Origin of the sequence: Streptococcus sp. 596553, assembly GCF_900411395.1 — a bacterium.
Lineage (GTDB): Bacteria > Bacillota > Bacilli > Lactobacillales > Streptococcaceae > Streptococcus > Streptococcus mitis_BA.
Genome location: NZ_OXCQ01000002.1, coordinates 205,887 through 231,503, shown reverse-complemented (window position 1 = coordinate 231,503; position 25,617 = coordinate 205,887). Strand labels below are relative to the sequence as shown.

The 25,617-nt window shown below is 38.2% G+C and carries 22 protein-coding genes and 6 pseudogenes; 24 read left to right on the top strand and 4 right to left on the bottom strand.

The window, feature by feature from the left end:
* Positions 1-90: 90 nt before the first annotated feature.
* Both DSY56_RS04030 and DSY56_RS04025 read right to left on the bottom strand, forming a co-directional pair.
* Positions 91-528, bottom strand: a complete 438-nt coding sequence (locus DSY56_RS04030; RefSeq protein WP_001166796.1) for an Rrf2 family transcriptional regulator — start codon at positions 526-528, stop codon at positions 91-93.
* Positions 529-603: 75 nt separating this feature from the next.
* Positions 604-1,446 carry a metallophosphoesterase family protein gene (locus DSY56_RS04025; protein WP_200832357.1) on the bottom strand — a complete coding sequence of 281 codons (843 nt, stop codon included), beginning with the start codon at positions 1,444-1,446 and terminating at the stop codon, positions 604-606.
* A gap of 111 nt (positions 1,447-1,557) precedes the next feature.
* Here DSY56_RS04025 and DSY56_RS04020 point away from each other — a divergent pair, with 111 nt between their 5' ends.
* From DSY56_RS04020 to DSY56_RS03940, 15 genes and pseudogenes are all read left to right on the top strand, one after another.
* Positions 1,558-2,208, top strand: a complete 651-nt coding sequence (locus tag DSY56_RS04020; RefSeq protein ID WP_112443941.1) for a metal-dependent transcriptional regulator — start codon at positions 1,558-1,560, stop codon at positions 2,206-2,208.
* Positions 2,209-2,611: 403 nt separating this feature from the next.
* Entirely contained in the window at positions 2,612-2,926 is a 315-nt protein-coding gene (locus DSY56_RS04010) for a YdcP family protein (RefSeq protein WP_000420682.1), read from the top strand.
* Between the two features lie 15 nt (positions 2,927-2,941).
* Positions 2,942-3,328 carry a YdcP family protein gene (locus tag DSY56_RS04005; RefSeq protein ID WP_000985015.1) on the top strand — a complete coding sequence of 129 codons (387 nt, stop codon included), beginning with the start codon at positions 2,942-2,944 and terminating at the stop codon, positions 3,326-3,328.
* Between the two features lie 28 nt (positions 3,329-3,356).
* The gene (locus DSY56_RS04000) at positions 3,357-4,742 is read left to right on the top strand and encodes an FtsK/SpoIIIE domain-containing protein (protein WP_000813488.1); all 1,386 of its coding nucleotides are present in this window, start codon (positions 3,357-3,359) and stop codon (positions 4,740-4,742) included.
* A 177-nt stretch (positions 4,743-4,919) separates the two neighbouring features.
* A complete protein-coding gene (gene mobT / locus DSY56_RS03990; RefSeq protein WP_000398284.1) occupies positions 4,920-6,125 on the top strand; it encodes a MobT family relaxase in 1,206 nt (401 codons plus the stop codon).
* Between the two features lie 42 nt (positions 6,126-6,167).
* Positions 6,168-6,389: a hypothetical protein gene (locus tag DSY56_RS03985; RefSeq protein ID WP_001009056.1), complete on the top strand. Its 222-nt coding sequence runs from the start codon at positions 6,168-6,170 to the stop codon at positions 6,387-6,389.
* A gap of 116 nt (positions 6,390-6,505) precedes the next feature.
* Positions 6,506-7,003, top strand: a complete 498-nt coding sequence (locus DSY56_RS03980) for an antirestriction protein ArdA (RefSeq protein ID WP_112443939.1) — start codon at positions 6,506-6,508, stop codon at positions 7,001-7,003.
* An 88-nt stretch (positions 7,004-7,091) separates the two neighbouring features.
* On the top strand, positions 7,092-7,484 hold the full coding sequence (locus DSY56_RS03975; RefSeq protein ID WP_000723888.1) for a conjugal transfer protein: 393 nt from the start codon (positions 7,092-7,094) through the stop codon (positions 7,482-7,484).
* Positions 7,468-9,915 carry an ATP-binding protein gene (locus tag DSY56_RS03970; RefSeq protein WP_112443937.1) on the top strand — a complete coding sequence of 816 codons (2,448 nt, stop codon included), beginning with the start codon at positions 7,468-7,470 and terminating at the stop codon, positions 9,913-9,915. Before DSY56_RS03975 ends, DSY56_RS03970 begins: the two co-directional genes overlap by 17 nt.
* Before the next feature lie 2 nt (positions 9,916-9,917).
* Complete coding sequence (locus DSY56_RS03965) at positions 9,918-12,095, top strand: CD3337/EF1877 family mobilome membrane protein (RefSeq protein ID WP_000804748.1); 2,178 nt, start codon at positions 9,918-9,920, stop codon at positions 12,093-12,095.
* The gene (locus tag DSY56_RS03960) at positions 12,092-13,093 is read left to right on the top strand and encodes a bifunctional lytic transglycosylase/C40 family peptidase (RefSeq protein WP_112443935.1); all 1,002 of its coding nucleotides are present in this window, start codon (positions 12,092-12,094) and stop codon (positions 13,091-13,093) included. The genes DSY56_RS03965 and DSY56_RS03960 overlap by 4 nt, the downstream gene beginning before the upstream one ends.
* A complete protein-coding gene (locus DSY56_RS03955; protein ID WP_001224318.1) occupies positions 13,090-14,022 on the top strand; it encodes a conjugal transfer protein in 933 nt (310 codons plus the stop codon). Before DSY56_RS03960 ends, DSY56_RS03955 begins: the two co-directional genes overlap by 4 nt.
* A 313-nt stretch (positions 14,023-14,335) precedes the next feature.
* A pseudogene (locus DSY56_RS12710) lies at positions 14,336-14,383 on the top strand (hypothetical protein); the annotation flags it as partial.
* Between the two features lie 15 nt (positions 14,384-14,398).
* On the top strand, positions 14,399-16,318 hold the full coding sequence (gene tet(M), locus DSY56_RS03945; protein WP_112443933.1) for a tetracycline resistance ribosomal protection protein Tet(M): 1,920 nt from the start codon (positions 14,399-14,401) through the stop codon (positions 16,316-16,318).
* A 100-nt stretch (positions 16,319-16,418) separates the two neighbouring features.
* Positions 16,419-16,604 (top strand): cysteine-rich KTR domain-containing protein, encoded by a 186-nt coding sequence (locus tag DSY56_RS03940; protein WP_011058338.1) that lies wholly within the window; start codon positions 16,419-16,421, stop codon positions 16,602-16,604.
* 59 nt (positions 16,605-16,663) lie between these two features.
* On the opposite strand, the pseudogene DSY56_RS03935 reads toward DSY56_RS03940, so the two are convergent.
* Positions 16,664-16,801, bottom strand: a pseudogene (locus tag DSY56_RS03935) (XRE family transcriptional regulator); the annotation flags it as partial.
* Between the two features lie 283 nt (positions 16,802-17,084).
* Here DSY56_RS03935 and DSY56_RS12655 point away from each other — a divergent pair.
* The 5 genes and pseudogenes from DSY56_RS12655 to DSY56_RS03905 form a co-directional block, all read left to right on the top strand.
* A pseudogene (locus DSY56_RS12655) lies at positions 17,085-17,168 on the top strand (MLS leader peptide); the annotation flags it as partial.
* A 48-nt stretch (positions 17,169-17,216) separates the two neighbouring features.
* Positions 17,217-17,300 (top strand): 23S rRNA methyltransferase attenuation leader peptide, encoded by an 84-nt coding sequence (locus tag DSY56_RS03925; protein WP_001814874.1) that lies wholly within the window; start codon positions 17,217-17,219, stop codon positions 17,298-17,300.
* Positions 17,301-17,424: 124 nt separating this feature from the next.
* Positions 17,425-18,162, top strand: a complete 738-nt coding sequence (erm(B), locus tag DSY56_RS03920) for a 23S rRNA (adenine(2058)-N(6))-methyltransferase Erm(B) (protein WP_001038790.1) — start codon at positions 17,425-17,427, stop codon at positions 18,160-18,162.
* 354 nt (positions 18,163-18,516) lie between these two features.
* Positions 18,517-19,071: pseudogene (locus tag DSY56_RS03910) on the top strand (recombinase family protein).
* 3 nt (positions 19,072-19,074) lie between these two features.
* Positions 19,075-21,983, top strand: a pseudogene (locus DSY56_RS03905) (Tn3 family transposase).
* A 73-nt stretch (positions 21,984-22,056) separates the two neighbouring features.
* On the opposite strand, the pseudogene DSY56_RS03900 reads toward DSY56_RS03905, so the two are convergent.
* Positions 22,057-22,278 (bottom strand): annotated as a pseudogene (locus tag DSY56_RS03900) (helix-turn-helix domain-containing protein); the annotation flags it as partial.
* Positions 22,279-22,782: 504 nt separating this feature from the next.
* On the opposite strand from DSY56_RS03900, the gene DSY56_RS03890 reads away from it, so the two are divergent.
* The 4 genes from DSY56_RS03890 (at position 22,783) to DSY56_RS03870 (ending at position 25,395) form a co-directional block, all read left to right on the top strand.
* A complete protein-coding gene (locus tag DSY56_RS03890; RefSeq protein WP_000804885.1) occupies positions 22,783-23,205 on the top strand; it encodes a sigma-70 family RNA polymerase sigma factor in 423 nt (140 codons plus the stop codon).
* Positions 23,202-23,432 carry a helix-turn-helix domain-containing protein gene (locus tag DSY56_RS03885; protein WP_000857133.1) on the top strand — a complete coding sequence of 77 codons (231 nt, stop codon included), beginning with the start codon at positions 23,202-23,204 and terminating at the stop codon, positions 23,430-23,432. The genes DSY56_RS03890 and DSY56_RS03885 overlap by 4 nt, the downstream gene beginning before the upstream one ends.
* 460 nt (positions 23,433-23,892) lie before the next feature.
* Complete coding sequence (locus DSY56_RS03875) at positions 23,893-24,096, top strand: excisionase (protein WP_000814511.1); 204 nt, start codon at positions 23,893-23,895, stop codon at positions 24,094-24,096.
* 81 nt (positions 24,097-24,177) lie between these two features.
* A complete protein-coding gene (locus DSY56_RS03870; protein WP_001291561.1) occupies positions 24,178-25,395 on the top strand; it encodes a tyrosine-type recombinase/integrase in 1,218 nt (405 codons plus the stop codon).
* The last annotated feature ends 222 nt before the right edge of the window (positions 25,396-25,617 follow it).

Here is a 25,617-nt window from a genome sequence, read left to right as displayed (position 1 = left end):
TACAGCTTGCGGCTAGCTTCCTAGTTTGCTTTTTGATTTTCATTGAGTATAAAAACTTTCTCATAAGCTTTTCTTGTTTTAAAGAAAAAATTACTCCTTCATCTGACTCTCTGCATCAGCCACGACTTGTTCTAAGCTAGTCTGACCAAGCTCTGCCTCCATAGCCAGCTGGATTCTCTCCAATTTTTGATCCAAAACATCATGAATATGAGCTCCAACTGGGCAATTTGGATTTGGATTGTCATGGAAACTAAAGAGTTGACCTGTCTTACCAAGACACTCAACCGCCTGATAAACATCTAAAAGACTGATGTCTTTGAGATCCTTAACAATCTCTGTTCCCCCTGTTCCACGCGCTACTGAAATCAGCTCTGCCTTCTTCAACTGGGACAAGGTCTTTCTGATAATGACAGGATTGACCCCGACACTAGCAGCTAAAAAATCACTGGTCACCTTGCTTTCCTTCCCCTTGAGGGCAATGATTATCAGCATATGAGTCGCAATGGTAAATCTACTTGGAATTTGCATCCTCTTCTCCTTTTTACGAGGCTACCCTGCCTCTACTCTTCTTTTTCTATTATTATACCCTTTTTTGTTGTAATGTCAATCGTTACCACTTTTCAACCAGGCATCTAATTCCCTATCATAACCCTCTTTCTGAGCCAATTCTCTCAGAAATTCCTGATTATGAGTATGGTGGATACCATTGACCAGACTTTCATAATAAACCTCAAAATAAGGGAGTTTCAGATGTTTAGCTAGCTGCAATTCAGCTGCCACATCGTAGTCCACCCGTCGGAAGTCCATATCTACCAAGCCCTTGTCATCAAACTCCAAAATCATATACTGGGCTCGCAAGTCCTTCCGTAACTGGGCATCTAAAAAGAAAGGCTGCCCAATCGAACCCGGATTGACAATCAATTGTCCACCAGTCCCGTAACGAAGCAACTGCTGGTGAATATGACCATAAACAGCAATATCACAAGGAGGATTGGTCACCAAGCGGTCAAAATCCTCTTGCGCTCCAGTATGAATCAACTCTCGCCCCCAGTTCTTATCAGGCAAATGATGACTAATTCCCACCGTCAAATCCCCAAACTGACGATGGATCTGAAGAGGTTGATTGTGGAGCAGTTCAATTTCTTCTAGGGAAATTTCCTCTAAAACATACTGGCACTGGCGCAAGAGATAGCGTTGACTGGGACGAGTACTATCCAAGTCCTTGCGGACACCATGCCACAGACTGTCTTCCCAGTTTCCCAAAACTCTAGCCGTAATCGGTAGTTGAGCCAACAAATCCAAAATCCTTCTACGCCCTGTCCCTGGCATGAGAATGTCTCCCAAAAGCCAGTATTCATCCACTCCTCGCTGCCGAGCATCTGCCAAAACAGCCTCCAAGGCGGTGGTATTTCCATGAATATCTGAAAGAAGAGCTATTTTCGTCATATCCATCTCCTCGTTTTTTCTCTTGCAATAAGTATAACATAAAAAGTCACAGCTAGAGAAATCTAGCTTTTTTTGATATACTAGATAAAGATATTAGACAAGAGGAAACGAATGACCCCGAATAAAGAAGATTATCTAAAATGTATTTATGAAATTGGCACAGACCTGCATAAAATCACCAACAAGGAAATTGCGGCTCGTATGCAAGTCTCTCCCCCTGCCGTAACTGAAATGATTAAACGGATGAAGAGTGAAAATCTCATCCTCAAGGACAAGGAATGTGGCTATCTACTGACTGACCTTGGACTTAAACTGGTCTCTGAACTCTACCGTAAACACCGCTTGATTGAAGTTTTTCTAGTTCATCATTTAGACTATACGAGTGACCAGATTCACGAGGAAGCTGAAGTCTTGGAACATACTGTCTCTGAACTATTCGTGGAGAGGCTAGAAAAATTGCTTGGTTTCCCCAAGACCTGCCCTCACGGAGGAACTATTCCTGCCAAGGGAGAACTCCTGGTTGAAATCAATAACCTCCCACTAGCTGATATCAAGGAAGCTGGCGCCTACCGCCTGACTCGGGTGCATGATAGTTTTGACATTCTCCATTATCTGGACAAGCACTCACTTCACATCGGTGACCAGCTCCAAGTCCAGCAGTTTGATGGCTTCAGCAATACCTTCACTATTCTGAGTAAAGACGAGGATTTACAAGTAGGTATGGACATTGCCAAACAACTCTACGTCGAGAAAATCGACTAATTTCTCAAGTACCCCAACCAACCCTGAAAGTTTTATTTTCAGGGTTTTCTTATCTATTTTTTATATCAAAAATAGCATAAAAATCTAGTTATCCGCATAAAAACTGGACTTATCACACTTTATCAAGGTCAAAACCACTCAATTTACTACTAATTTACTACTTATGAATGAGCTTTGATACGACGATTTATCCTTGAAAAGTGAAGATATAAAGATACTTCCAATAAAATTTGAATATTTAATAGGTAGACACTTCAAAAAATGAGGTGTCTATTTTTTTACCCGATTTTGAAAGGAAGTGAACTTATGAAAACAAAAAATCAAGAATCAAAAGGTCGTTCCCCACTCTTTAAGACCATCAAACATTCATTCAGCCAATAAAAAAGAAAGGATAGGTAAAAATATGGAACTTAAATTTGTGATTCCCAACATGGAAAAAACATTCGGCAATTTAGAATTTGCTGGCGAGGATAAAGTCGTTCAGCGAAGAATCAACGGACGGCTAACTGTCTTATCAAGAAGCTATAATCTCTATTCTGATGTTCAAAGAGCAGATGATATTGTGGTGGTGCTTCCTGCTGAAGCTGGCGAAAAACATTTCGGCTTTGAGGAACGTGTGAAGTTAGTCAATCCACGTATTACCGCAGAGGGCTACAAAATCGGCACTCGTGGTTTTACAAATTACCTTTTACATGCTGACGACATGATAAAAGAATAAAGAAAGAGAGGAAAAATGATGAGATTAGCAAATGGCATTGTATTAGATAAAGACACGACTTTTGGAGAATTGAAATTCTCTGCTCTACGTCGTGAAGTGAGAATCCAAAATGAAGACGGGTCGGTTTCAGATGAAATCAAGGAACGTACCTATGACTTAAAATCCAAAGGACAAGGACGCATGATTCAAGTAAGTATTCCTGCCAGCGTGCCTTTGAAAGAGTTTGATTATAACGCACGGGTGGAACTTATCAATCCCATTGCGGACACCGTTGCTACTGCCACCTATCAAGGAGCAGATGTTGACTGGTATATCAAGGCAGACGATATTGTGCTGACAAAGGATTCTAGTTCATTCAAAGCTCAACCACAAGCAAAGAAAGAACCGACACAAGACAAATAGTCGCTAGGTAGAAAGGAGACTTTTTCGCATGAAACAGCGTGGTAAAAGGATTCGCCCATCTGGTAAAGATTTAGTCTTTCATTTTACGATAGCGTCACTCCTGCCTGTTTTCCTGCTGGTTGTCGGACTGTTTCATGTGAAGACAATCCAGCAGATCAACTGGCAGGATTTTAACCTATCACAAGCAGATAAGATTGACATTCCCTATTTAATTATCAGTTTCAGTGTCGCAATTCTTATCTGCTTGCTGGTAGCGTTTGTATTCAAACGGGTTCGCTATGATACGGTTAAACAACTTTACCACCGTCAAAAACTGGCAAAGATGATACTTGAAAACAAGTGGTATGAATCTGAACAGGTCAAAACAGAGGGTTTCTTTAAAGATAGTGCTGGTCGTACAAAGGAAAAGATAACCTACTTCCCTAAAATGTATTATCGACTTAAAAATGGCTTGATACAGATACGGGTGGAAATCACGCTGGGAAAATATCAAGACCAACTCTTACACTTGGAAAAGAAATTAGAGAGTGGCTTGTACTGTGAGCTGACGGATAAAGAGTTAAAGGATTCCTATGTGGAATATACTTTGCTCTATGACACCATAGCCAGTCGTATTTCTATTGATGAAGTAGAAGCTAAAGATGGTAAACTTCGCTTAATGAAAAACGTATGGTGGGAATATGATAAGCTCCCTCATATGTTGATTGCTGGTGGTACAGGTGGCGGTAAAACTTACTTTATACTGACACTGATTGAAGCCTTGCTTCATACAGATTCAAAACTGTATATTCTTGACCCGAAAAATGCTGACCTTGCGGACTTAGGTTCTGTGATGGCAAATGTCTACTATAGAAAAGAAGACTTGCTTTCTTGCATTGAAACATTCTATGAAGAAATGATGAAACGTAGTGAGGAAATGAAGCAGATGAAGAACTATAAGACTGGCAAAAATTATGCTTACTTAGGTCTCCCGGCACACTTCTTAATCTTTGATGAATACGTCGCTTTCATGGAAATGCTGGGAACAAAAGAAAACACCGCAGTTATGAATAAGCTGAAACAGATTGTCATGTTAGGTCGTCAAGCTGGCTTCTTTCTAATACTGGCTTGTCAACGTCCAGACGCAAAATATTTAGGCGACGGAATCCGTGATCAGTTTAATTTCAGAGTGGCTTTAGGTCGTATGTCTGAAATGGGCTATGGCATGATGTTTGGCAGTGACGTACAAAAGGATTTCTTCTTAAAGCGAATCAAAGGTCGTGGCTATGTTGATGTAGGAACAAGTGTCATATCAGAGTTTTATACTCCCCTTGTACCAAAAGGATATGATTTCTTGGAGGAAATTAAAAAGTTATCCAACAGCAGACAGTCCACGCAGGCGACGTGCGAAGCGGAAGTCGCAGGTGTGGACTGATCTTGCTGGCTGGTGTGGCAATAGCCACGCCAGCACTTAACCCCCCGTATCTAACAGGGGGGTACAAATCGACAGGAAACAGTCAAAAAAACATTAGAAAATCCTTTGGTTACAAGGGATTTACAAAATTTCAGCGTATGTCAAATGGGCTTTAAAAGTTGACATACGCCTTTTTGATTGGAGGGATTTTTACTGAATGAACAAACTTGGTTACAGCATTTAAAAGAAAAACGCTTGGCTTATGGACTATCTCAAAACCGTTTAGCTGTTGCGACTGGTATTACAAGGCAGTATCTAAGCGATATTGAAACAGGAAAAGTCAAGCCATCAGAGGATTTACAGCAGTCCCTTTGGGAAGCTCTGGAACGCTTCAATCCCGACGCTCCCCTTGAAATGCTGTTTGATTATGTAAGGATTCGCTTTCCGACAACAGACGTACAGCAGGTGGTCGAAAACATCTTACAACTGAAACTGTCCTATTTTCTTCATGAGGACTATGGTTTCTATTCTTATTCAGAGCATTATGCTTTAGGCGACATATTCGTCCTTTGCTCCCATGAACTGGACAAAGGAGTTCTGGTGGAATTGAAAGGTCGTGGGTGCAGACAATTTGAAAGCTATCTTCTGGCACAACAAAGAAGCTGGTATGAGTTCTTTATGGACGTTTTGGTGGCTGGCGGTGTGATGAAACGCCTTGACCTTGCCATTAACGATAAGACAGGGATTTTGAATATCCCTGTACTCACTGAAAAGTGCCAACAGGAAGAATGTATCTCCGTCTTCCGCAGTTTTAAAAGCTATCGCAGTGGCGAACTGGTACGCAAAGAGGAAAAGGAATGTATGGGAAACACCCTCTATATCGGTTCATTACAAAGTGAAGTTTATTTCTGTATCTATGAAAAGGACTACGAGCAGTACAAGAAAAATGATATTCCCATTGAAGACGCAGAAGTAAAAAACCGTTTTGAGATTCGATTGAAAAATGAGCGTGCCTATTATGCAGTCCGTGATTTACTCGTCTATGACAATCCAGAGCATACCGCCTTTAAAATTATCAATCGGTATATCCGTTTTGTAGATAAAGACGATTCCAAACCTCGTTCTGATTGGAAACTGAATGAAGAATGGGCTTGGTTTATTGGGAACAATCGTGAACGATTAAAACTAACCACAAAACCAGAGCCTTACTCCTTCCAAAGGACGCTGAACTGGCTATCTCATCAAGTTGCCCCGACCTTAAAGGTTGCGATTAAACTTGATGAAATCAACCAGACGCAGGTTGTAAAAGACATTCTCGACCATGCGAAACTGACAGACCGACACAAGCAGATTTTGAAGCAACAGTCAGTAAAAGAACAGGACGTGATAACAACAAAAAAATAACTCAAATACAAATTCATTGAATATAGAGAGGAGAACATTTTTATGAATTTTGGACAAAACCTTTATAACTGGTTTCTATCAAACGCTCAATCACTGGTGCTTTTAGCAATCGTTGTGATTGGCTTGTATCTTGGCTTCAAGCGTGAGTTTAGCAAACTGATTGGCTTTTTAATTATTGCGATTATTGCGGTTGGCTTAGTCTTCAACGCTGCTGGAGTAAAAGACATTTTACTAGAGCTATTCAATCGCATTATTGGTGCTTAAATAAAACCGTTCTTTTGTGGAATATAAGTGGTTTTCTTATGTTCCGCAAAGGAATGGTACACCAAACGAAGTGCGGTAGGGATTTTTGAATCTCTACAAAGAAAGGACGTGAATATATGGACGATATGCAAGTCTATATTGCGAATTTAGGCAAATACAATGAGGGCGAATTGGTCGGTGCGTGGTTTACCTTTCCCATTGACTTTGAGGAAGTCATAGAGAAAATCGGCTTGAATGATGAATATGAGGAATACGCCATTCATGACTACGAGTTACCCTTTACGGTTGACGAATACACTTCCATTGGCGAACTCAATCGACTATGGGAAATGGTATCGGAATTACCCGAAGAATTACAATCGGAGCTATCTGCTCTGCTCACTCATTTTTCAAGCATTGAAGAACTAAGCGAACATCAAGAGGATATTATCATTCATTCCGATTGTGATGATATGTATGACGTGGCACGCTACTACATTGAAGAAACGGGTGCTTTAGGCGAAGTACCAGCTAGTCTTCAAAACTATATTGATTATCAAGCCTATGGTCGGGATTTAGACCTTTCAGGAACGTTTATCTCAACCAATCATGGGATTTTTGAAATCGTCTATTAAATCTGTCGGTACATTACTACTGGCAGATTTTCTATTTTACGGGGTGGCTCAATCAGCTACCCCTATTTTTTATGAAAGGATTGATTACATGAAGAAAATACGAAGCTATACCAGTATCTGGTCTGTGGAAAAGGTACTGTATTCTATCAATGATTTTAGACTTCCGTTTCCCATAACCTTTACGCAAATGACATGGTTTGTCGTGTCACTCTTTGCAGTGATGATACTTGGCAACTTGCCCCCTCTTTCCATGATAGAGGGAGCATTTCTCAAATACTTTGGGATTCCTGTGGCTTTCACATGGTTTATGTCTACAAAAACTTTTGATGGTAAAAAGCCTTATGGATTTTTGAAGTCTGTCATTGCTTATGCACTGCGACCAAAGCTGACCTATGCAGGAAAAAAAGTAACGCTTGGCAGAAACCAGCCACAAGAAGCCATTACAGCAGTTAGGAGTGAATTTTATGGCATATCCAATTAAATACATTGAAAACAATCTCGTCTGGAATAAAGACGGGGAATGTTATGCTTACTATGAGCTTGTTCCTTACAATTACTCATTTCTAAGTCCAGAACAGAAAATACAAGTGCATGATTCTTTCAGACAGCTTATCGCACAAAATCGTGATGGCAAAATTCATGCTTTACAAATCAGTACAGAATCCAGCATACGTTCTGCACAAGAGCGTTCCAAAAATGAAGTCACTGGCAAGCTCAAAGCGGTTGCCTATGACAAAATCGACCAACAGACAGACGCTTTAATATCCATGATTGGCGAAAATCAAGTGAACTACCGTTTCTTTATCGGCTTTAAGTTGCTTCTCAACGATCAGGAGTTTTCTATGAAAAGTCTTACCGTTGAAGCAAAAAATGCTTTGTCTGATTTTGTCTATGATGTGAACCATAAGCTGATGGGCGATTTTGTTAGTATGAGTAATGATGAAATCCTGCGTTTTCAGAAGATGGAAAAGCTCTTAGAAAATAAAATCTCTCGTCGTTTCAAAATCCGCAGGTTAGATAAGGACGACTTCGGCTATCTGATTGAACACCTTTACGGACAGACAGGCACTGCCTATGAAGAGTATGAGTACCATCTATCAAAGAAAAAGCTGGATAATGAAACGCTGATTAAATACTATGACTTGATTAAGCCTACTCGCTGTTTGGTGGAAGAAAAACAGCGATATTTGAAAATCCAGCAGGAAGATGAAACCGTCTATGTAGCTTACTTTACCATTAACAGCATTGTCGGAGAACTGGACTTCCCGTCCTCTGAAATCTTCTACTACCAGCAACAGCAATTTACATTCCCGATTGATACGTCAATGAATGTGGAAATTGTAGCGAATCGTAAAGCCCTATCTACTGTCCGCAATAAAAAGAAAGAACTGAAAGACTTGGATAACCACGCTTGGCAAAGTGATAATGAAACCAGCTCCAATGTGGCGGAAGCTCTGGAAAGTGTGAATGAGCTGGAAACCAATTTAGACCAAAGCAAGGAATCTATGTACAAGCTGTCTTATGTGGTAAGGGTATCAGCAAATGATCTTGACGAACTCAAACGTCGTTGTAATGAAGTGAAAGATTTTTATGACGATTTAAGCGTAAAACTGGTACGACCATTTGGGGATATGCTCGGCTTACATGAAGAATTTTTACCTGCCAGCAAGCGTTATATGAATGATTATATTCAATACGTGACCTCTGATTTCCTCGCTGGTTTAGGTTTTGGTGCTACTCAAATGCTGGGGGAAAATGAGGGGATTTATGTTGCCTACAGCTTAGATACTGGACGCAATGTCTATCTGAAACCTGCTCTTGCCAGTCAAGGGGTTAAGGGTTCAGTAACCAATGCGTTAGCGTCGGCTTTTGTTGGTTCGCTGGGTGGTGGTAAATCCTTTGCGAATAACCTTATCGTCTATTATGCGGTGCTTTATGGGGCACAAGCAGTGATTGTAGACCCAAAAGCAGAACGTGGCAGATGGAAAGAAACCTTGCCAGAGATTTCCCATGAAATCAATATCGTCACTCTGACTTCTGATGAGAAAAACAAAGGCTTACTTGACCCTTATGTGATTATGAAAAATCCCAAAGATTCTGAATCACTGGCTATTGATATTCTGACATTCCTTACGGGGATTTCCTCTCGTGATGGGGAACGCTTCCCAATCCTTAGAAAAGCCATTCGTGCAGTAACCAATAGTGAAGTACGAGGGTTGATGAAAGTGATTGAGGAATTACGGGTTGAGAATACGCCACTAAGTACCAGTATAGCCGACCATATCGAAAGTTTTACAGACTATGACTTTGCACATTTATTATTCAGTAATGGTTATGTGGAGCAGTCTATCAGCTTAGAAAAACAACTGAACATTATACAGGTTGCGGACTTGGTACTTCCCGACAAGGAAACTTCCTTTGAGGAATATACCACTATGGAGCTTTTATCCGTTGCTATGCTGATTGTCATTAGTACCTTTGCTTTAGACTTTATCCATACAGACCGAAGCATTTTCAAGATTGTAGATTTAGACGAAGCATGGAGCTTTTTACAGGTAGCACAAGGAAAAACACTATCTATGAAGCTAGTTCGGGCTGGTCGTGCTATGAACGCTGGGGTATATTTCGTGACCCAAAATACAGACGACCTCTTAGATGAAAAACTGAAAAATAACCTCGGCTTAAAATTTGCATTTCGTTCCACTGACCTTAACGAGATTAAAAAGACCTTAGCCTTTTTTGGTGTAGACCCAGAGGACGAAAACAATCAGAAGCGATTGCGTGATTTGGAAAACGGGCAATGCCTTATCAGTGATTTATATGGTCGTGTCGGTGTGATACAGTTCCACCCTGTATTTGAAGAACTGCTCCATGCCTTTGATACCAGACCACCTGTGCGAAAAGAGGTGTAAATGTGAAACCATCAATAGTAAACAGAATAAAATCAAACTGGACGCTGAAACGTCTAGGTAAAGTGGCAATGACAGTGGCTTTCACACTTGTGATTGCCATTTTTCTTTTAGCCATGCTGGGAACGGTGGTTCAAGCTGCGGGCTTGGTAGATGATACGGTCAATGTGGCAAATGAATACAGCCGATACCCACTTGAAAACTATCAACTGGATTTTTATGTGGATAATAGCTGGGGCTGGCTTCCGTGGAACTGGTCGGACGGGATTGGAAAACAGGTCATGTATGGACTATATGCCATTACCAATTTTATTTGGACAATCAGTTTGTATGTTTCCAATGCGACAGGTTACTTAGTACAGGAAGCCTATTCCTTAGACTTCATTTCCGCTACAGCAGATTCCATTGGTAAGAATATGCAGACCTTAGCTGGTGTGAGTGCAAACGGATTTTCAACAGAGGGTTTCTATGTTGGATTCCTCTTACTCTTGATTTTGGTTCTTGGGGTTTATGTTGCCTATACGGGACTGATAAAGAGAGAAACCACAAAGGCAATTCATGCCATTATGAATTTTGTGCTGGTGTTTATCCTATCGGCTTCCTTTATTGCCTACGCTCCCGACTACATTAAAAAAATCAATGACTTTTCATCAGACATCAGTAATGCCAGTTTATCACTTGGCACGAAGATTGTCATGCCCCATTCCGATAGTCAAGGCAAGGACAGCGTGGACTTAATCAGAGATAGCCTGTTTTCCATACAGGTTCAGCAACCGTGGCTACTGCTTCAATACAACAGTTCAGACATTGAAAGTATCGGTATTGACCGTGTGGAAAGCCTGCTCTCCACCAGCCCAGATTCCAACAATGGCGAAGACAGAGAAAAAATTGTTGCGGAAGAAATTGAAGACAGAAGCAATACCAATCTAACCATTACAAAGACCATTAACCGTTTAGGTACAGTCTTCTTCCTATTTGTCTTCAATATTGGGATTTCCATATTTGTATTCCTATTAACAGGAATCATGATTTTCTCGCAGGTACTTTTTATCATCTATGCTATGTTTCTGCCTGTGAGCTTTATTTTAAGCATGATTCCATCATTTGATGGTATGTCAAAACGAGCCATAACAAAGCTCTTTAATACCATTTTGACACGAGCTGGAATCACATTGATTATTACGACAGCATTTAGTATTTCAACCATGCTCTATACCTTATCGGCTGGTTATCCGTTCTTTTTGATTGCTTTTCTACAGATTGTGACCTTTGCAGGAATCTACTTCAAGCTGGGCGATTTAATGAGTATGTTTTCTCTACAGAGTAACGATTCTCAAAGTGTGGGAAGTCGTGTGATGAGAAAACCTCGTATGCTTATGCACGCTCACATGCACCGTCTACAGCGGAAACTTGGACGTTCCATGACTACTCTAGGGGCTGGGTCTGCCATTGTTACAGGTAAAAAAGGACAGTCGGGTTCGGGGAGTTCTGCAAGGACACAAGCAGATCACTCCCGACCAGACGGAAAGGAAAAATCAACACTTGGAAAACGTATCGGTCAAACCATCGGTACAGTAGCTGATACCAAAGACAGAATGGTAGACACTGCTAGTGGTTTGAAAGAACAGGTTAAAGATTTGCCGACCAATGCAAGATATGCAGTATATCAAGGAAAATCCAAAGTAAAAGAGAATGTCCGTGATTTAACCAGTAGTATTTCTCAAACCAAAGCGGACAGAGCCAGTGGACGCAAGGAACAGCAGGAACAAAGGCGAAAAACCATTGCGAAGCGTCGCTCTGAAATGGAACAGGTCAAACAGAAAAAACAGCCTGCTTCTTCTGTTCATGAAAGACCGACTACAAGACAAGAACAATATCATGATGAACAGACCTCAAAACAGTCTAATATTCAGACTTCATATAAGGAATCTCAACAAGCCAAACAAGAGCGTCCAGCAGTTAAGTCCGATTTTTCAAGTCCAAAAGTGGAACGCCAAGGCAATACCGTTCAAGAAAAAACCGTTCAAAAGCCAGCAACTTCAACCACTACAGCAGATAGAACTTCACAACGTCCAATCACAAAAGAACGTCCGTCTACTGTTCAAAGAGTACCACTACAAAATACAAGAAGTAGACCACCAATCAAAACCGCCACCATTAAGAAAGTCGGTAAGAAACCATGAAGTTGAAAACTTTAGTGATTGGTGGTTCTGGATTATTCTTGATGGTCTTCTCACTGCTTCTGTTTGTTGCCATTTTATTTTCAGATGAACAGGACAGCGGAATTTCCAATATTCATTATGGAGGTGTGAATGTTTCCGCAGAAGTGCTGGCTCATAAGCCTATGGTAGAAAAATATGCCAAAGAATATGGCGTTGAAGAATATGTCAACATACTTCTTGCGATTATACAGGTGGAATCGGGCGGTACTGCGGAAGATGTTATGCAGTCCTCGGAATCCCTCGGTCTTCCACCTAATTCATTGAGTACAGAAGAATCCATTAAGCAAGGTGTGAAGTATTTCAGTGAATTATTAGCCAGTAGCGAAAGGCTCAGTGTAGATTTAGAATCGGTTATCCAGTCCTACAATTATGGTGGTGGTTTCTTAGGGTATGTGGCTAATCGTGGAAATAAATATACCTTTGAACTGGCTCAAAGTTTCTCAAAAGAGTATTCAGGTGGCGAAAAAGTGTCTTACCCCAATCCCATAGCCATACCTATCAATGGGTGCTGGCGATACAACTATGGCAATATGTTTTATGTGCAACTGGTAACGCAGTATCTTGTCACAACAGAGTTTGATGATGATACGGTACAAGCCATCATGGACGAAGCACTGAAATATGAGGGCTGGCGATACGTTTACGGTGGAGCTTCCCCGACTACTTCTTTTGATTGTAGCGGACTGACACAATGGACGTATGGAAAAGCTGGAATTAACTTACCACGAACCGCACAACAGCAATATGATGTGACCCAGCATATCCCACTATCGGAAGCACAAGCTGGCGATTTGGTTTTCTTTCATTCTACCTATAACGCTGGCTCTTATATTACTCATGTTGGGATATACCTTGGCAATAACCGTATGTTTCATGCAGGCGACCCAATCGGTTATGCCGACTTAACAAGCCCCTACTGGCAACAGCATTTAGTGGGAGCAGGACGAATCAAACAATGAGAAAGGAAGATTTAATGATGAAATTTAGAAAAAATCAGAATAAAGAAAAACAGATACCAAAGGAAAAGAAACCTCGTGTCTATAAGGTCAATCCTCATAAAAAGGTTGTGATTGCCTTGTGGGTACTTTTAGGGCTTAGTTTCAGCTTTGCGATATTCAAGCACTTTACAGCTATAGATACTCACACTATTCACGAAACAACTATCATAGAAAAGGAATACGTTGATACTCATCATGTAGAAAATTTTGTAGAGAACTTTGCGAAAGTCTACTATTCATGGGAGCAATCCGATAAGTCCATTGATAATCGAATGGAAAGTCTAAAAGGCTATCTGACAGATGAACTTCAAGCTCTCAATGTTGATACAGTACGCAAAGATATTCCTGTATCGTCTTCTGTAAGAGGATTTCAGATATGGACGGTAGAGCCAACTGGCGACAATGAGTTTAATGTAACCTACAGTGTAGACCAGCTCATTACAGAGGGAGAAAATACAAAGACCGTCCACTCTGCTTATATAGTGAGTGTCTATGTAGATGGTTCTGGAAATATGGTACTGGTTAAGAATCCGACCATTACCAACATACCTAAGAAATCAAGTTATAAACCAAAAGCCATTGAAAGTGAGGGGACGGTTGATTCCATTACAACCAATGAAATCAATGAGTTTTTAACGACGTTCTTCAAGCTCTATCCTACAGCGACAGCCAGTGAACTTTCCTACTATGTGAATGACGGGATATTAAAACCAATCGGAAAAGAGTACATCTTTCAAGAACTGGTAAATCCTATTCACAATCGTAAGGATAATCAAGTCACGGTATCGCTGACAGTGGAGTATATCGACCAGCAGACCAAAGCAACGCAGGTATCTCAATTTGATTTGGTACTTGAAAAGAACGGGAGTAATTGGAAGATTATAGAATAACAAATATTGGTACATTATTACAGCTATTTTGTAATCACGTACTCTCTTTGATAAAAAATTGGAGATTCCTTGACAAATATGCTCTTACGTGCTATTATTTAAGTATCTATTTAAAAGGAGTTAATAAATATGCGGCAAGGTATTCTTAAATAAACTGTCAATTTGATAGTGGGAACAAATAATTGGATGTCCTTTTTTAGGAGGGCTTAGTTTTTTGTACCCAGTTTAAGAATACCTTTATCATGTGATTCTAAAGTATCCGGAGAATATCTGTATGCTTTGTATGCCTATGGTTATGCATAAAAATCCCAGTGATAAGAGTATTTATCACTGGGATTTTTATGCCCTTTTGGGCTTTTGAATGGAGGAAAATCACATGAAAATTATTAATATTGGAGTTTTAGCTCATGTTGATGCGGGAAAAACTACCTTAACAGAAAGCTTATTATATAACAGTGGAGCGATTAAAGAATTAGGAAGCGTGGACAAAGGTACAACGAGGACGGATAATACGCTTTTAGAACGTCAGAGAGGAATTACAATTCAGACAGGAATAACCTCTTTTCAGTGGGAAAATACGAAGGTGAACATCATAGACACGCCAGGACATATGGATTTCTTAGCAGAAGTATATCGTTCATTATCAGTTTTAGATGGGGCAATTCTACTGATTTCTGCAAAAGATGGCGTACAAGCACAAACTCGTATATTATTTCATGCACTTAGGAAAATGGGGATTCCCACAATCTTTTTTATCAATAAGATTGACCAAAATGGAATTGATTTATCAACGGTTTATCAGGATATTAAAGAGAAACTTTCTGCCGAAATTGTAATCAAACAGAAGGTAGAACTGTATCCTAATATGTGTGTGACGAACTTTACCGAATCTGAACAATGGGATACGGTAATAGAGGGAAACGATGACCTTTTAGAGAAATATATGTCCGGTAAATCATTAGAAGCATTGGAACTCGAACAAGAGGAAAGCATAAGATTTCAGAATTGCTCCTTGTACCCTGTTTATCATGGAAGCGCAAAAAGCAACATAGGGATTGAGCAGCTTATAGAAGTGATAACGAATAAATTTTATTCATCAACATACAGAAAGAAGTCTGAACTTTGCGGAAATGTCTTCAAAATTGAATATTCGGAAGAAAGACAACGTCTTGCATATGTACGCCTTTATGGCGGAATCCTGCATTTGCGGGATTCGGTTAGAATATCGGAAAAGGAAAAAATAAAAATTACAGAAATGTATACTTCAATAAATGGTGAATTATGTAAAATTGATAAGGCTTATTCCGGGGAAATTGTTATTTTGCAGAATGAGTTTTTGAAGTTAAATAGTGTTCTTGGAGATACAAAACTATTGCCACAGAGAAAAAAGATTGAAAATCCGCACCCTCTACTACAAACAACTGTTGAACCGAGTAAACCTGAACAGAGAGAAATGTTGCTTGATGCCCTTTTGGAAATCTCAGATAGTGATCCGCTTCTACGATATTACGTGGATTCTACGACACATGAAATTATACTTTCTTTCTTAGGGAAAGTACAAATGGAAGTGATTAGTGCACTGTTGCAAGAAAAGTATCATGTGGAGATAGAACTAAAAGAGCCTACAGTCATTTATATGGAGAGACCGTTAAAAAATGCAGAATATACCATTCACATCGAAGTGCCGCCAAATCCTTTCTGGGCTTCCATTGGTTTATCTGTATCACCGCTTCCGTTGGGAAGTGGAATGCAGTATGAGAGCTCGGTTTCTCTTGGATACTTAAATCAATCATTTCAAAATGCAGTTATGGAAGGGATACGCTATGGTTGCGAACAAGGATTATATGGTTGGAATGTGACGGATTGTAAAATCTGTTTTAAGTACGGTTTATACTATAGCCCTGTTAGTACTCCAGCAGATTTTCGGATGCTTGCTCCTATTGTATTGGAACAAGTCTTAAAAAAAGCTGGAACAGAATTGTTAGAGCCATATCTTAGTTTTAAAATTTATGCGCCACAGGAATATCTTTCACGAGCATACAACGATGCTCCTAAATATTGTGCGAACATCGTAGACACTCAATTGAAAAATAATGAGGTCATTCTTAGTGGAGAAATCCCTGCTCGGTGTATTCAAGAATATCGTAGTGATTTAACTTTCTTTACAAATGGACGTAGTGTTTGTTTAACAGAGTTAAAAGGGTACCATGTTACTACCGGTGAACCTGTTTGCCAGCCCCGTCGTCCAAATAGTCGGATAGATAAAGTACGATATATGTTCAATAAAATAACTTAGTGTATTTTATGTTGTTATATAAATATGGTTTCTTGTTAAATAAGATGAAATATTTTTTAATAAAGATTTGAATTAAAGTGTAAAGGAGGAGATAGTTATTATAAACTACAAGTGGATATTGTGTCCTGTATGTGGAAATAAAACACGATTAAAGATAAGGGAAGATACTGAATTAAAAAAATTCCCCCTCTATTGTCCGAAATGCAGACAAGAAAATTTAATTGAAATAAAGCAGTTCAAAGTAACTGTGATTACAGAGCCAGACGCAAAGACGCAGAGCCGATAAAATGAGATTAATACAATCTCATTTTATCGGCTCTTTCCGTTATGTATGGATTCTTTTAATTAGTCTTCGATGTTTCTTGCTTCGTTGATACCGCTGGCTAAAGATTCCATTAAGGATAGTTCTTTGTCTGTAAAGCTATCCATGTATTTCTCTATCTGTAATCGTCGGGTGCTTTTTACCAAGTTATTAGCAGGTAGGGGTCCCGAGCGCCTACGAGGAATTTGTATCGATAAGAAATAGATTTAAAAATTTCGCTGTTATTTTGTACATTTAACTTGACGGTGACATCTCTCTATTGTGAGTTATTAGTGGTACAGTTTTCAACCGTTTTAATTATAAAAAAGTGGTGCATTTTTAAATTGGCACAAACAGGTAACGGTTATTGCAGGTGTATTTCTTATCTATGGGTTTAACATGGATTTTATCATTAAAATCATGAGTATTGTCCGAGAGTGATTGGTCTTGCGTATGGTTAACCCTAAAGTTATGGAAATAAGACTTAGAAGCAAACTTAAGAGTGTGTTGATTGTGCATTATCTTAAAATTTTGTATAATAGGAATTGAAGTTAAATTAGATGCTAAAAATTTGTAATTAAGAAGGAGGGATTCGTCATGTTGGTATTCCAAATGCGTAATGTAGATAAAACATCTACTGTTTTGAAACAGACTAAAAACAGTGATTACGCAGATAAATAAATACGTTAGATTAATTCCTACCAGTGACTAATCTTATGACTTTTTAAACAGATAACTAAAATTACAAACAAATCGTTTAACTTCTGTATTTATTTATAGATGTAATCACTTCAGGAGTGATTACATGAACAAAAATATAAAATATTCTCAAAACTTTTTAACGAGTGAAAAAGTACTCAACCAAATAATAAAACAATTGAATTTAAAAGAAACCGATACCGTTTACGAAATTGGAACAGGTAAAGGGCATTTAACGACGAAACTGGCTAAAATAAGTAAACAGGTAACGTCTATTGAATTAGACAGTCATCTATTCAACTTATCGTCAGAAAAATTAAAACTGAACATTCGTGTCACTTTAATTCACCAAGATATTCTACAGTTTCAATTCCCTAACAAACAGAGGTATAAAATTGTTGGGAATATTCCTTACCATTTAAGCACACAAATTATTAAAAAAGTGGTTTTTGAAAGCCATGCGTCTGACATCTATCTGATTGTTGAAGAAGGATTCTACAAGCGTACCTTGGATATTCACCGAACACTAGGGTTGCTCTTGCACACTCAAGTCTCGATTCAGCAATTGCTTAAGCTGCCAGCGGAATGCTTTCATCCTAAACCAAAAGTAAACAGTGTCTTAATAAAACTTACCCGCCATACCACAGATGTTCCAGATAAATATTGGAAGCTATATACGTACTTTGTTTCAAAATGGGTCAATCGAGAATATCGTCAACTGTTTACTAAAAATCAGTTTCATCAAGCAATGAAACACGCCAAAGTAAACAATTTAAGTACCGTTACTTATGAGCAAGTATTGTCTATTTTTAATAGTTATCTATTATTTAACGGGAGGAAATAATTCTATGAGTCGCTTTTGTAAATTTGGAAAGTTACACGTTACTAAAGGGAATGTAGATAAATTATTAGGTATACTACTGACAGCTTCCAAGGAGCTAAAGAGGTCCCTAGCGCCTACGGGGAATTTGTATCGATAAGGAATAGATTTAAAAATTTCGCTGTTATTTTGTACAATAAGGATAAATTTGAATGGTACCATAAACGACCGTTTATGGTACCTTTTCATTTTCCTGCTTTTTCTAAATGTTTTTTAAGTAAATCAAGTACCAAAATCCGTTCCTTTTTCATAGTTCCTATATAGTTATACTTAATGAGTTATGGTACATTTAAATTATAAAATTAAGGAGGTTTTTTTATGATTTTTGGCTATGCTCGAGTGAGTACGGATGATCAAAATCTTAGTTTACAAATTGATGCACTTACTCATTATGGAATTGATAAATTATTTCAAGAAAAAGTAACTGGTGCGAAAAAAGACCGACCGCAATTAGAAGAAATGATCAACCTACTACGTGAAGGAGATTCTGTTGTCATTTACAAGTTAGATCGAATTTCACGATCAACTAAACATTTGATTGAACTTTCTGAATTATTTGAAGAACTTAGTGTCAATTTTATATCTATTCAAGATAACGTAGATACTTCAACGTCTATGGGAAGATTCTTTTTCCGAGTTATGGCTAGTTTAGCAGAACTGGAACGGGATATTATTATTGAATGAACTAACTCTGGTCTTAAGGCAGCCAGAGTCCGAGGAAAAAAAGGGGGCCGTCCAAGTAAAGGTAAGCTATCAATTGATTTAGCTTTAAAAATGTATGACAGCAAAGAGTATTCTATTCGTCAAATTCTTGATGCCTCTAAATTAAGCAAAACAACCTTTTACCGTTACCTCAATAAAAGGAATGCTTAAGATATGGCTATGAAAAGAATTTTAACTACTTCACAGCGTGAACAACTTCTTTCTGTAGACCACTTATCAGAAGAGGATTTTAAAGCGTATTTTAGTTTTTCTGATTATGATCTGGAGGTTATTAATCAACACCGTGGAAAGGTCAATAAACTAGGATTTGCGATACAACTTTGTTTGGCCCGGTATCCTGGGTGTTCTTTAAGTAATTGGCCGATTAAATCAACCAGACTAACTTCTTATGTGAGTCGACAGCTCCATCTTGATGCAATTGATTTAAATTCATATGATCACGTGCAAATCACTTCAACGAGATCTTAGAAGTATTCAACTATCATCGATTCGGTAGTGCTAATACACAAAAACAGTTAATAGAATATTTAATTGAACTAGCTTTAGAAAATGATGACTCTATCTATCTAATGAAAAAAACAATTGATTTCTTAACTCGAAAAAGAATTATTTTTCCATCTATAGCTACACTTGAAGACATTATAAGCCGCTGTCGAGATAAAGCAGAAAACAACTTATTTTCAATATTACTCTGTTCATTAACAGATATACAAATTGAAAAACTAGAGAGTTTGTTTCAAATTTATGAAGAGACGAAAATAACTAAACTCGCTTGGCTAAAAGACATTCCAGGTAAGGCAAATCCAGAAAGCTTTATGAGTATTTGTAAAAAAGTGGAAGTGATTGCTTCCATGGGACTCGGGACAATTAATGTCTCCCATATTAATCGGAACAGGTTTCTTCAGCTAGCTAGACTAGGGGAAAATTATGATGCATATGACTTCTCCCGTTTTGAGCTTGAAAAAAGATACTCTTTACTTATTGCTTTTTTAGTCAATCATCATCAATATCTGATCGATCAACTGATTGAGATTAATGACCGCATTTTAGCAAGTATTAAACGCAAAGGGACACGTGATTCACAAGAACAGTTAAAAGAAAAAGGAAAATTGGCTACTAAAAAATTGGAACATTATGCTTCTTTAATTGATGCTCTTCACTTTGCAAAAGATAATGATAGTAATCCTTTTGACGAAATTGAACGAATCATGCCTTGGGAAGATTTAGTACAAGATGGAGAAGAAGCTAAAAAAATTACAGGTAATAAAAATCATGGCTATTTAGAAATGGTTCGAAATAAAGCTAATTACCTCCGAAGATACACGCCAATGTTATTGAGGACCCTTTCGTTCAAAGCAACTCCGGCAGCAAATCCAGTCCTCATGGCCCTAACTCAACTAACTGATTTACACAATAGTGGTAAAAGAAAAATACCGGCAGATACTTCTACTGATTTTGTGAGTAAAAAATGGAAAAGCCTTGTTCGGCCAGAAGAGGGGAAAATAGATCGGTCTTACTATGAGTTAGTAGCTTTCACCGAGCTAAAGAACAATATTCGATCAGGAGATATTTCAGTTGAAGGAAGTATGATCCATCGAAATATTGATGATTACTTAGTTGATTTATCTGCTTGTATTGATTCAGAAACTATTCCAGACACGTTTGAGGACTATTTAAAGGATCGGGAAATAATTTTAGATTTACAGCTTCAATTTTATTCGACAGTTGATAAGAGAATTTCAAGAGCAAACCTTAAAAAGTTGGAAAAAGTTACACCTAGCGAAGCAGAAATATATAGAAAAAAACTTTATTCAATAATTCCTAAGATAAGGCTTAGTGATCTTTTAATTGAGGTGGACAGTTGGACCAACTTTTCACAAGAATTTAGTCATGATTCTACAGGGAAACCGCCGAGTGAACAAGAAAGAAAAATTATTTTTGCTGCTTTGCTGGGTTTAGGGATGAATATTGGTCTTGAAAAAATGGCCCAATCAACTCCTGGAATTTCTTATTCTCAGTTAGCCAATGCCAAACAATGGCGCTTTTATAAAGAAGCTCTGACTCGTGCTCAATCTGTTTTGGTTAATTATCAGTTAAAGCTTCCTGTTGCAGACTTTTGGGGTGAAGGAAAAACCACTGCTTCAGACGGAATGCGCGTCCCAGTGGGCGTCTCAGCTCTAAAATCCGATGTTAATCCACATTACAAAAGTATGGAAAAAGGAGCTACAATGATTCGATCAATAAATGATAGGCATACGACTCATCATATCGAGGTTGCTTCAACTAATACAAGGGAAGCTACTCATACCCTTGATGGCCTACTTTATCATGAAACAGATCTAGATATTGAGGAACATTTTACTGATACAAATGGGTATTCTGATCAGGTGTTTGGAATGACCGCATTACTAGGCTTTGATTTTGAACCTCGCATCAGAAATATAAAAAAATCACAATTATTTTCTATCAAATCACCTTCCTACTACCCTAACTTATCAGAAGATATAAGCGGAAAAATCAATGTAAAAATTATTGAAGAAAACTATGATGAAATTAAACGAATCGCCTATTCGATTCAAACAGGAAAAGTATCTAGTTCTTTACTATTAGGAAAGCTAGGCTCATACGCACGTAAGAATAGAGTAGCTCTTGCACTGAGAGAACTAGGTCGCATTGAAAAGAGCATTTTTATGATAGATTATATTACAGATAGTGAGCTACGGCGAAGGATCACTCATGGACTAAATAAGACAGAAGCGATTAATGCTTTAGCTAGAGAACTATTTTTTGGGCGACGCGGAAAATTTATGGAGCGCGATATTCGCCGACAACTTCAAAGTGCTAGTGCGCTTAATGTGTTAATAAATGCAATAAGTATATGGAACGCCGTCTACTTACAAGCAGCTTATAATTATCTCGTCAAAATAGATCCCGAAGTAACTAAGTATATGAAGCATGTATCTCCTATTAATTGGGAGCATATCACTTTTCTTGGAGAGTATAAATTTGACTTGTTATCTATTCCTAAACACTTAAGAGAATTGAATATAAAAAATAAATAGGCCTTGAAACATTGGTTTAGTGGGAATTTGTACCCCTTATCGATACAAATTCCCACTAAGCGCTCGGGACCCCAGGTAAGAAAAATTCATCAACGGAAACATGAAGTAACGATACAAGGTCATAAAGAACTTGTATGCTGGGGTGTTGCCCTTTATTTTCAATATTAGTTAAGTACCGTGGGTCAATTTCAATCAATGCTCCCACTTGTTCACGAGTTAAACCTCGTTTCAATCGAGCTTCTTTAATGGCTAAACCAAAGGCTCTAAAATCATATTTATCTTCTTTTTTACGCATAGTAGACCACCTCTATACATTTTATTGTTCCTACTGAATTAAAAACAGGTATAGAAAAACGTGTTATATGGTTTATAGGTTTATATTTAATAAAAAGCACTACTAAACGCCAATAAAAAAAACCGTTATATGGTAGTGCTATTTACGCTGTTAAAATATTGTATATTACTTCCAAATGGCGGTTTGTTGGAGGTCAACGTCGCCATGAAGTACATCATATACAATAAATTTCCTTACATTGGGTTCTTGTCAAAAAAAGTCGTCTATCTGCAATAGATAAGTACGTCCACCAATGTGGTTTTATAAATCATATAGATAGAATAACAGAAGCATGTAAACAGAGAAATAAATCTGTTTATATGCTTTTTTGGCTATTCAGAACTTTTTTACAAAGTTTATTTATCAGTAATGCAACAAATCCCCCTTTCACATTGGGACTAAGAGTGAAAGGAGATAAACGAGCAAGGCTCACTTCCTTTCCTAGACAGAAAGGGGGTGAGAAACATGAAACCATCTTCTTTTCAGACCACAATAGAAAATCAGTTTGACTATATCTGTAAACGTGCTATGGAAGACGAGCGAAAGAATTATATGCTTTATCTTTCAAGGATTGCAAAGCGTGAGGTGTCCTTTTCGGATGTTGGCGATTATCTTGTTAGCCAGTTTGCGACAACAGATAACTATTCAACTGACTTTCAGATTTTTACACTCAATGGGTTATCAGTAGGCGTTGAAAATGATTTGTTGAGTGAAGCATTACGTGAGTTGCCAGACAAGAAACGTGAAATTCTACTGCTGTTTTACTTTATGGACATGAGCGATTCAGAAATTGCAGACCTGTTGAAATTGAACCGTTCTACTGTCTATCGGCATAGAACCAGTGGACTAGCCTTAATTAAAAAGTTTATGGAGGAATTTGAAGAATGAAAACACAATATCCTATGATTCCCTTTCCTCTCATTGTAAAGGCAACAGATGGCGATACCGAAGCGATTAACCAGATTCTACATCATTACAGAGGGTACATAACGAAGCGTTCCCTACGACTTATGAAAGATGAATATGGCAATCAAAGTATGGTCGTTGATGAAGTCTTACGTGGAAGAATGGAAACCAGACTGATTACAAAGATTTTGTCATTTGAAATTAAGTAATATCCTCTCTCCTTTCGTGGAAGCGTGCTAAACCATTCCACGCTTCCCGAACAGGGAGGTTTGTTATTCCACCAAAGCATATTGAGCTTTCAATGTGTTTTGATAGGCTAACGAGCCATTGTTCTTTGAAAACTGAATAAAAGTAATCGAATACGTTTCGATAAGAAAAGAGCCAACGGAACTAACCGCCATGACCTATCTTATAAAGATAGCGAGCGATTCATGTTAGTGATCCGAGAAGCAATCTTTAGCAGGATTGCCTGCAACGACATTCTTATCGTGATAATGATACTCCCATACAGTCAATAGTCCGAGCGTGATAAAACCGTCGCAGGCAATGAGTATGGCTACATGAGAACCATGCAGGGGTGGAACTCCCGTGAGCTTTGCTAAAGCTGTTCGATTGCTGGTAAAACAACTTTTATGAAATCCAAATAAGTGATTTGGAAAGGAGGATTTTATGAAGCAGACTGACATTCCTATTTGGGAACGTTATACCCTAACCATTGAAGAAGCGTCAAAATATTTTCGTATTGGCGAAAACAAGCTACGACGCTTGGCAGAGGAAAATAAAAATGCAAATTGGCTGATTATGAATGGCAATCGTATTCAGATTAAACGAAAACAATTTGAAAAAATTATAGATACATTGGACGCAATCTAGCGTCGCCAAAGGGTCTTGTATATGATAAAATAGTATTAAGTCGTATCAAGGCTCTTTCCATAAAGGAAAGGAGCAAATGCCATGTCAGAAAAAAGACGTGACAATAAAGGTCGAATCTTAAAGACTGGAGAGAGCCAACGAAAAGACGGAAGATACTTATACAAATATATAGATTCATTTGGAGAACCGCAATTTGTTTACTCGTGGAAACTTGTGGCTACAGACCGAGTACCAGCAGGAAAGCGTGATTGTATCTCACTTAGAGAGAAAATCGCAGAGTTACAGAAAGACATTCATGATGGTATTGATGTTGTAGGAAAGAAAATGACACTCTGCCAGCTTTACGCAAAACAGAACGCTCAAAGACCAAAGGTTAGAAAAAACACTGAAACTGGACGCAAATATCTTATGGATATTTTGAAGAAAGACAAGTTAGGTGTAAGAAGTATTGACAGTATTAAGCCATCAGACGCTAAAGAATGGGCTATTAGAATGAGTGAAAATGGTTATGCTTATCAAACCATCAATAACTACAAACGTTCTTTAAAGGCTTCATTCTATATTGCTATACAAGATGATTGTGTTCGGAAGAATCCATTTGACTTTCAACTGAAAGCAGTTCTTGATGATGATACTGTCCCTAAGACCGTACTAACAGAAGAACAGGAAGAAAAACTGTTAGCCTTTGCAAAAGCTGATAAAACCTACAGCAAAAATTATGATGAAATTCTGATACTCTTAAAAACAGGTCTTCGTATTTCAGAGTTTGGTGGTTTGACACTTCCAGATTTAGATTTTGAGAATCGTCTTGTCAATATAGACCATCAGCTATTGAGAGATACTGAAATTGGGTACTACATTGAAACACCAAAGACCAAAAGTGGCGAACGTCAAGTTCCTATGGTTGAAGAAGCCTATCAAGCATTTAAGCGAGTGTTAGCGAATCGAAAGAATGATAAGCGTGTTGAGATTGATGGATATAGTGATTTCCTCTTTCTTAATAGAAAGAACTATCCAAAAGTGGCAAGTGATTACAACGGCATGATGAAAGGTCTTGTTAAGAAATACAATAAGTATAACGAGGATAAATTGCCACACATCACTCCACATAGTTTGCGACATACATTCTGTACCAACTATGCAAATGCAGGAATGAATCCAAAGGCATTACAGTACATTATGGGACATGCTAATATAGCCATGACGCTGAACTATTACGCACATGCAACATTCGATTCTGCAATGGCAGAAATGAAACGCTTGAATAAAGAGAAGCAACAGGAGCGTCTTGTTGCTTAGTAGTACAAATGAATTTACTACTTATTTACCACTTCTGACAGCTAAGACATGAGGAAATATGCAAAGAAACGTGAAGTATCTTCCTACAGTAAAAATACTCGAAAGCACATAGAATAAGGCTTTACGAGCATTTAAGAAAATATAAAAAGATAATTAGAAATTTATACTTTGTTTCAAAGAAAAAAGATAGTAAACGCTTTCACGCTCCAACTAAATATTGTA

Coding starts and splice junctions, on each gene's coding strand:
- DSY56_RS04000 (WP_000813488.1), top strand. CDS start 3,357: ATGAAACAGCGTGGTAAAAGGATTCGCCCATCTGGTAAAGATTTAGTC.
- DSY56_RS04020 (WP_112443941.1), top strand. CDS start 1,558: ATGACCCCGAATAAAGAAGATTATCTAAAATGTATTTATGAAATTGGC.
- DSY56_RS03870 (WP_001291561.1), top strand. CDS start 24,178: ATGTCAGAAAAAAGACGTGACAATAAAGGTCGAATCTTAAAGACTGGA.
- DSY56_RS03975 (WP_000723888.1), top strand. CDS start 7,092: ATGAAGAAAATACGAAGCTATACCAGTATCTGGTCTGTGGAAAAGGTA.
- DSY56_RS03960 (WP_112443935.1), top strand. CDS start 12,092: ATGAAGTTGAAAACTTTAGTGATTGGTGGTTCTGGATTATTCTTGATG.
- DSY56_RS04030 (WP_001166796.1), bottom strand. CDS start 528: ATGCAAATTCCAAGTAGATTTACCATTGCGACTCATATGCTGATAATC.
- DSY56_RS03925 (WP_001814874.1), top strand. CDS start 17,217: ATGTTGGTATTCCAAATGCGTAATGTAGATAAAACATCTACTGTTTTG.
- DSY56_RS03890 (WP_000804885.1), top strand. CDS start 22,783: ATGAAACCATCTTCTTTTCAGACCACAATAGAAAATCAGTTTGACTAT.
- DSY56_RS03875 (WP_000814511.1), top strand. CDS start 23,893: ATGAAGCAGACTGACATTCCTATTTGGGAACGTTATACCCTAACCATT.
- DSY56_RS03985 (WP_001009056.1), top strand. CDS start 6,168: ATGAATTTTGGACAAAACCTTTATAACTGGTTTCTATCAAACGCTCAA.
- DSY56_RS03885 (WP_000857133.1), top strand. CDS start 23,202: ATGAAAACACAATATCCTATGATTCCCTTTCCTCTCATTGTAAAGGCA.
- DSY56_RS04025 (WP_200832357.1), bottom strand. CDS start 1,446: ATGACGAAAATAGCTCTTCTTTCAGATATTCATGGAAATACCACCGCC.
- DSY56_RS03970 (WP_112443937.1), top strand. CDS start 7,468: ATGGCATATCCAATTAAATACATTGAAAACAATCTCGTCTGGAATAAA.
- DSY56_RS03955 (WP_001224318.1), top strand. CDS start 13,090: ATGAGAAAGGAAGATTTAATGATGAAATTTAGAAAAAATCAGAATAAA.
- DSY56_RS04005 (WP_000985015.1), top strand. CDS start 2,942: ATGATGAGATTAGCAAATGGCATTGTATTAGATAAAGACACGACTTTT.
- DSY56_RS03980 (WP_112443939.1), top strand. CDS start 6,506: ATGGACGATATGCAAGTCTATATTGCGAATTTAGGCAAATACAATGAG.
- DSY56_RS04010 (WP_000420682.1), top strand. CDS start 2,612: ATGGAACTTAAATTTGTGATTCCCAACATGGAAAAAACATTCGGCAAT.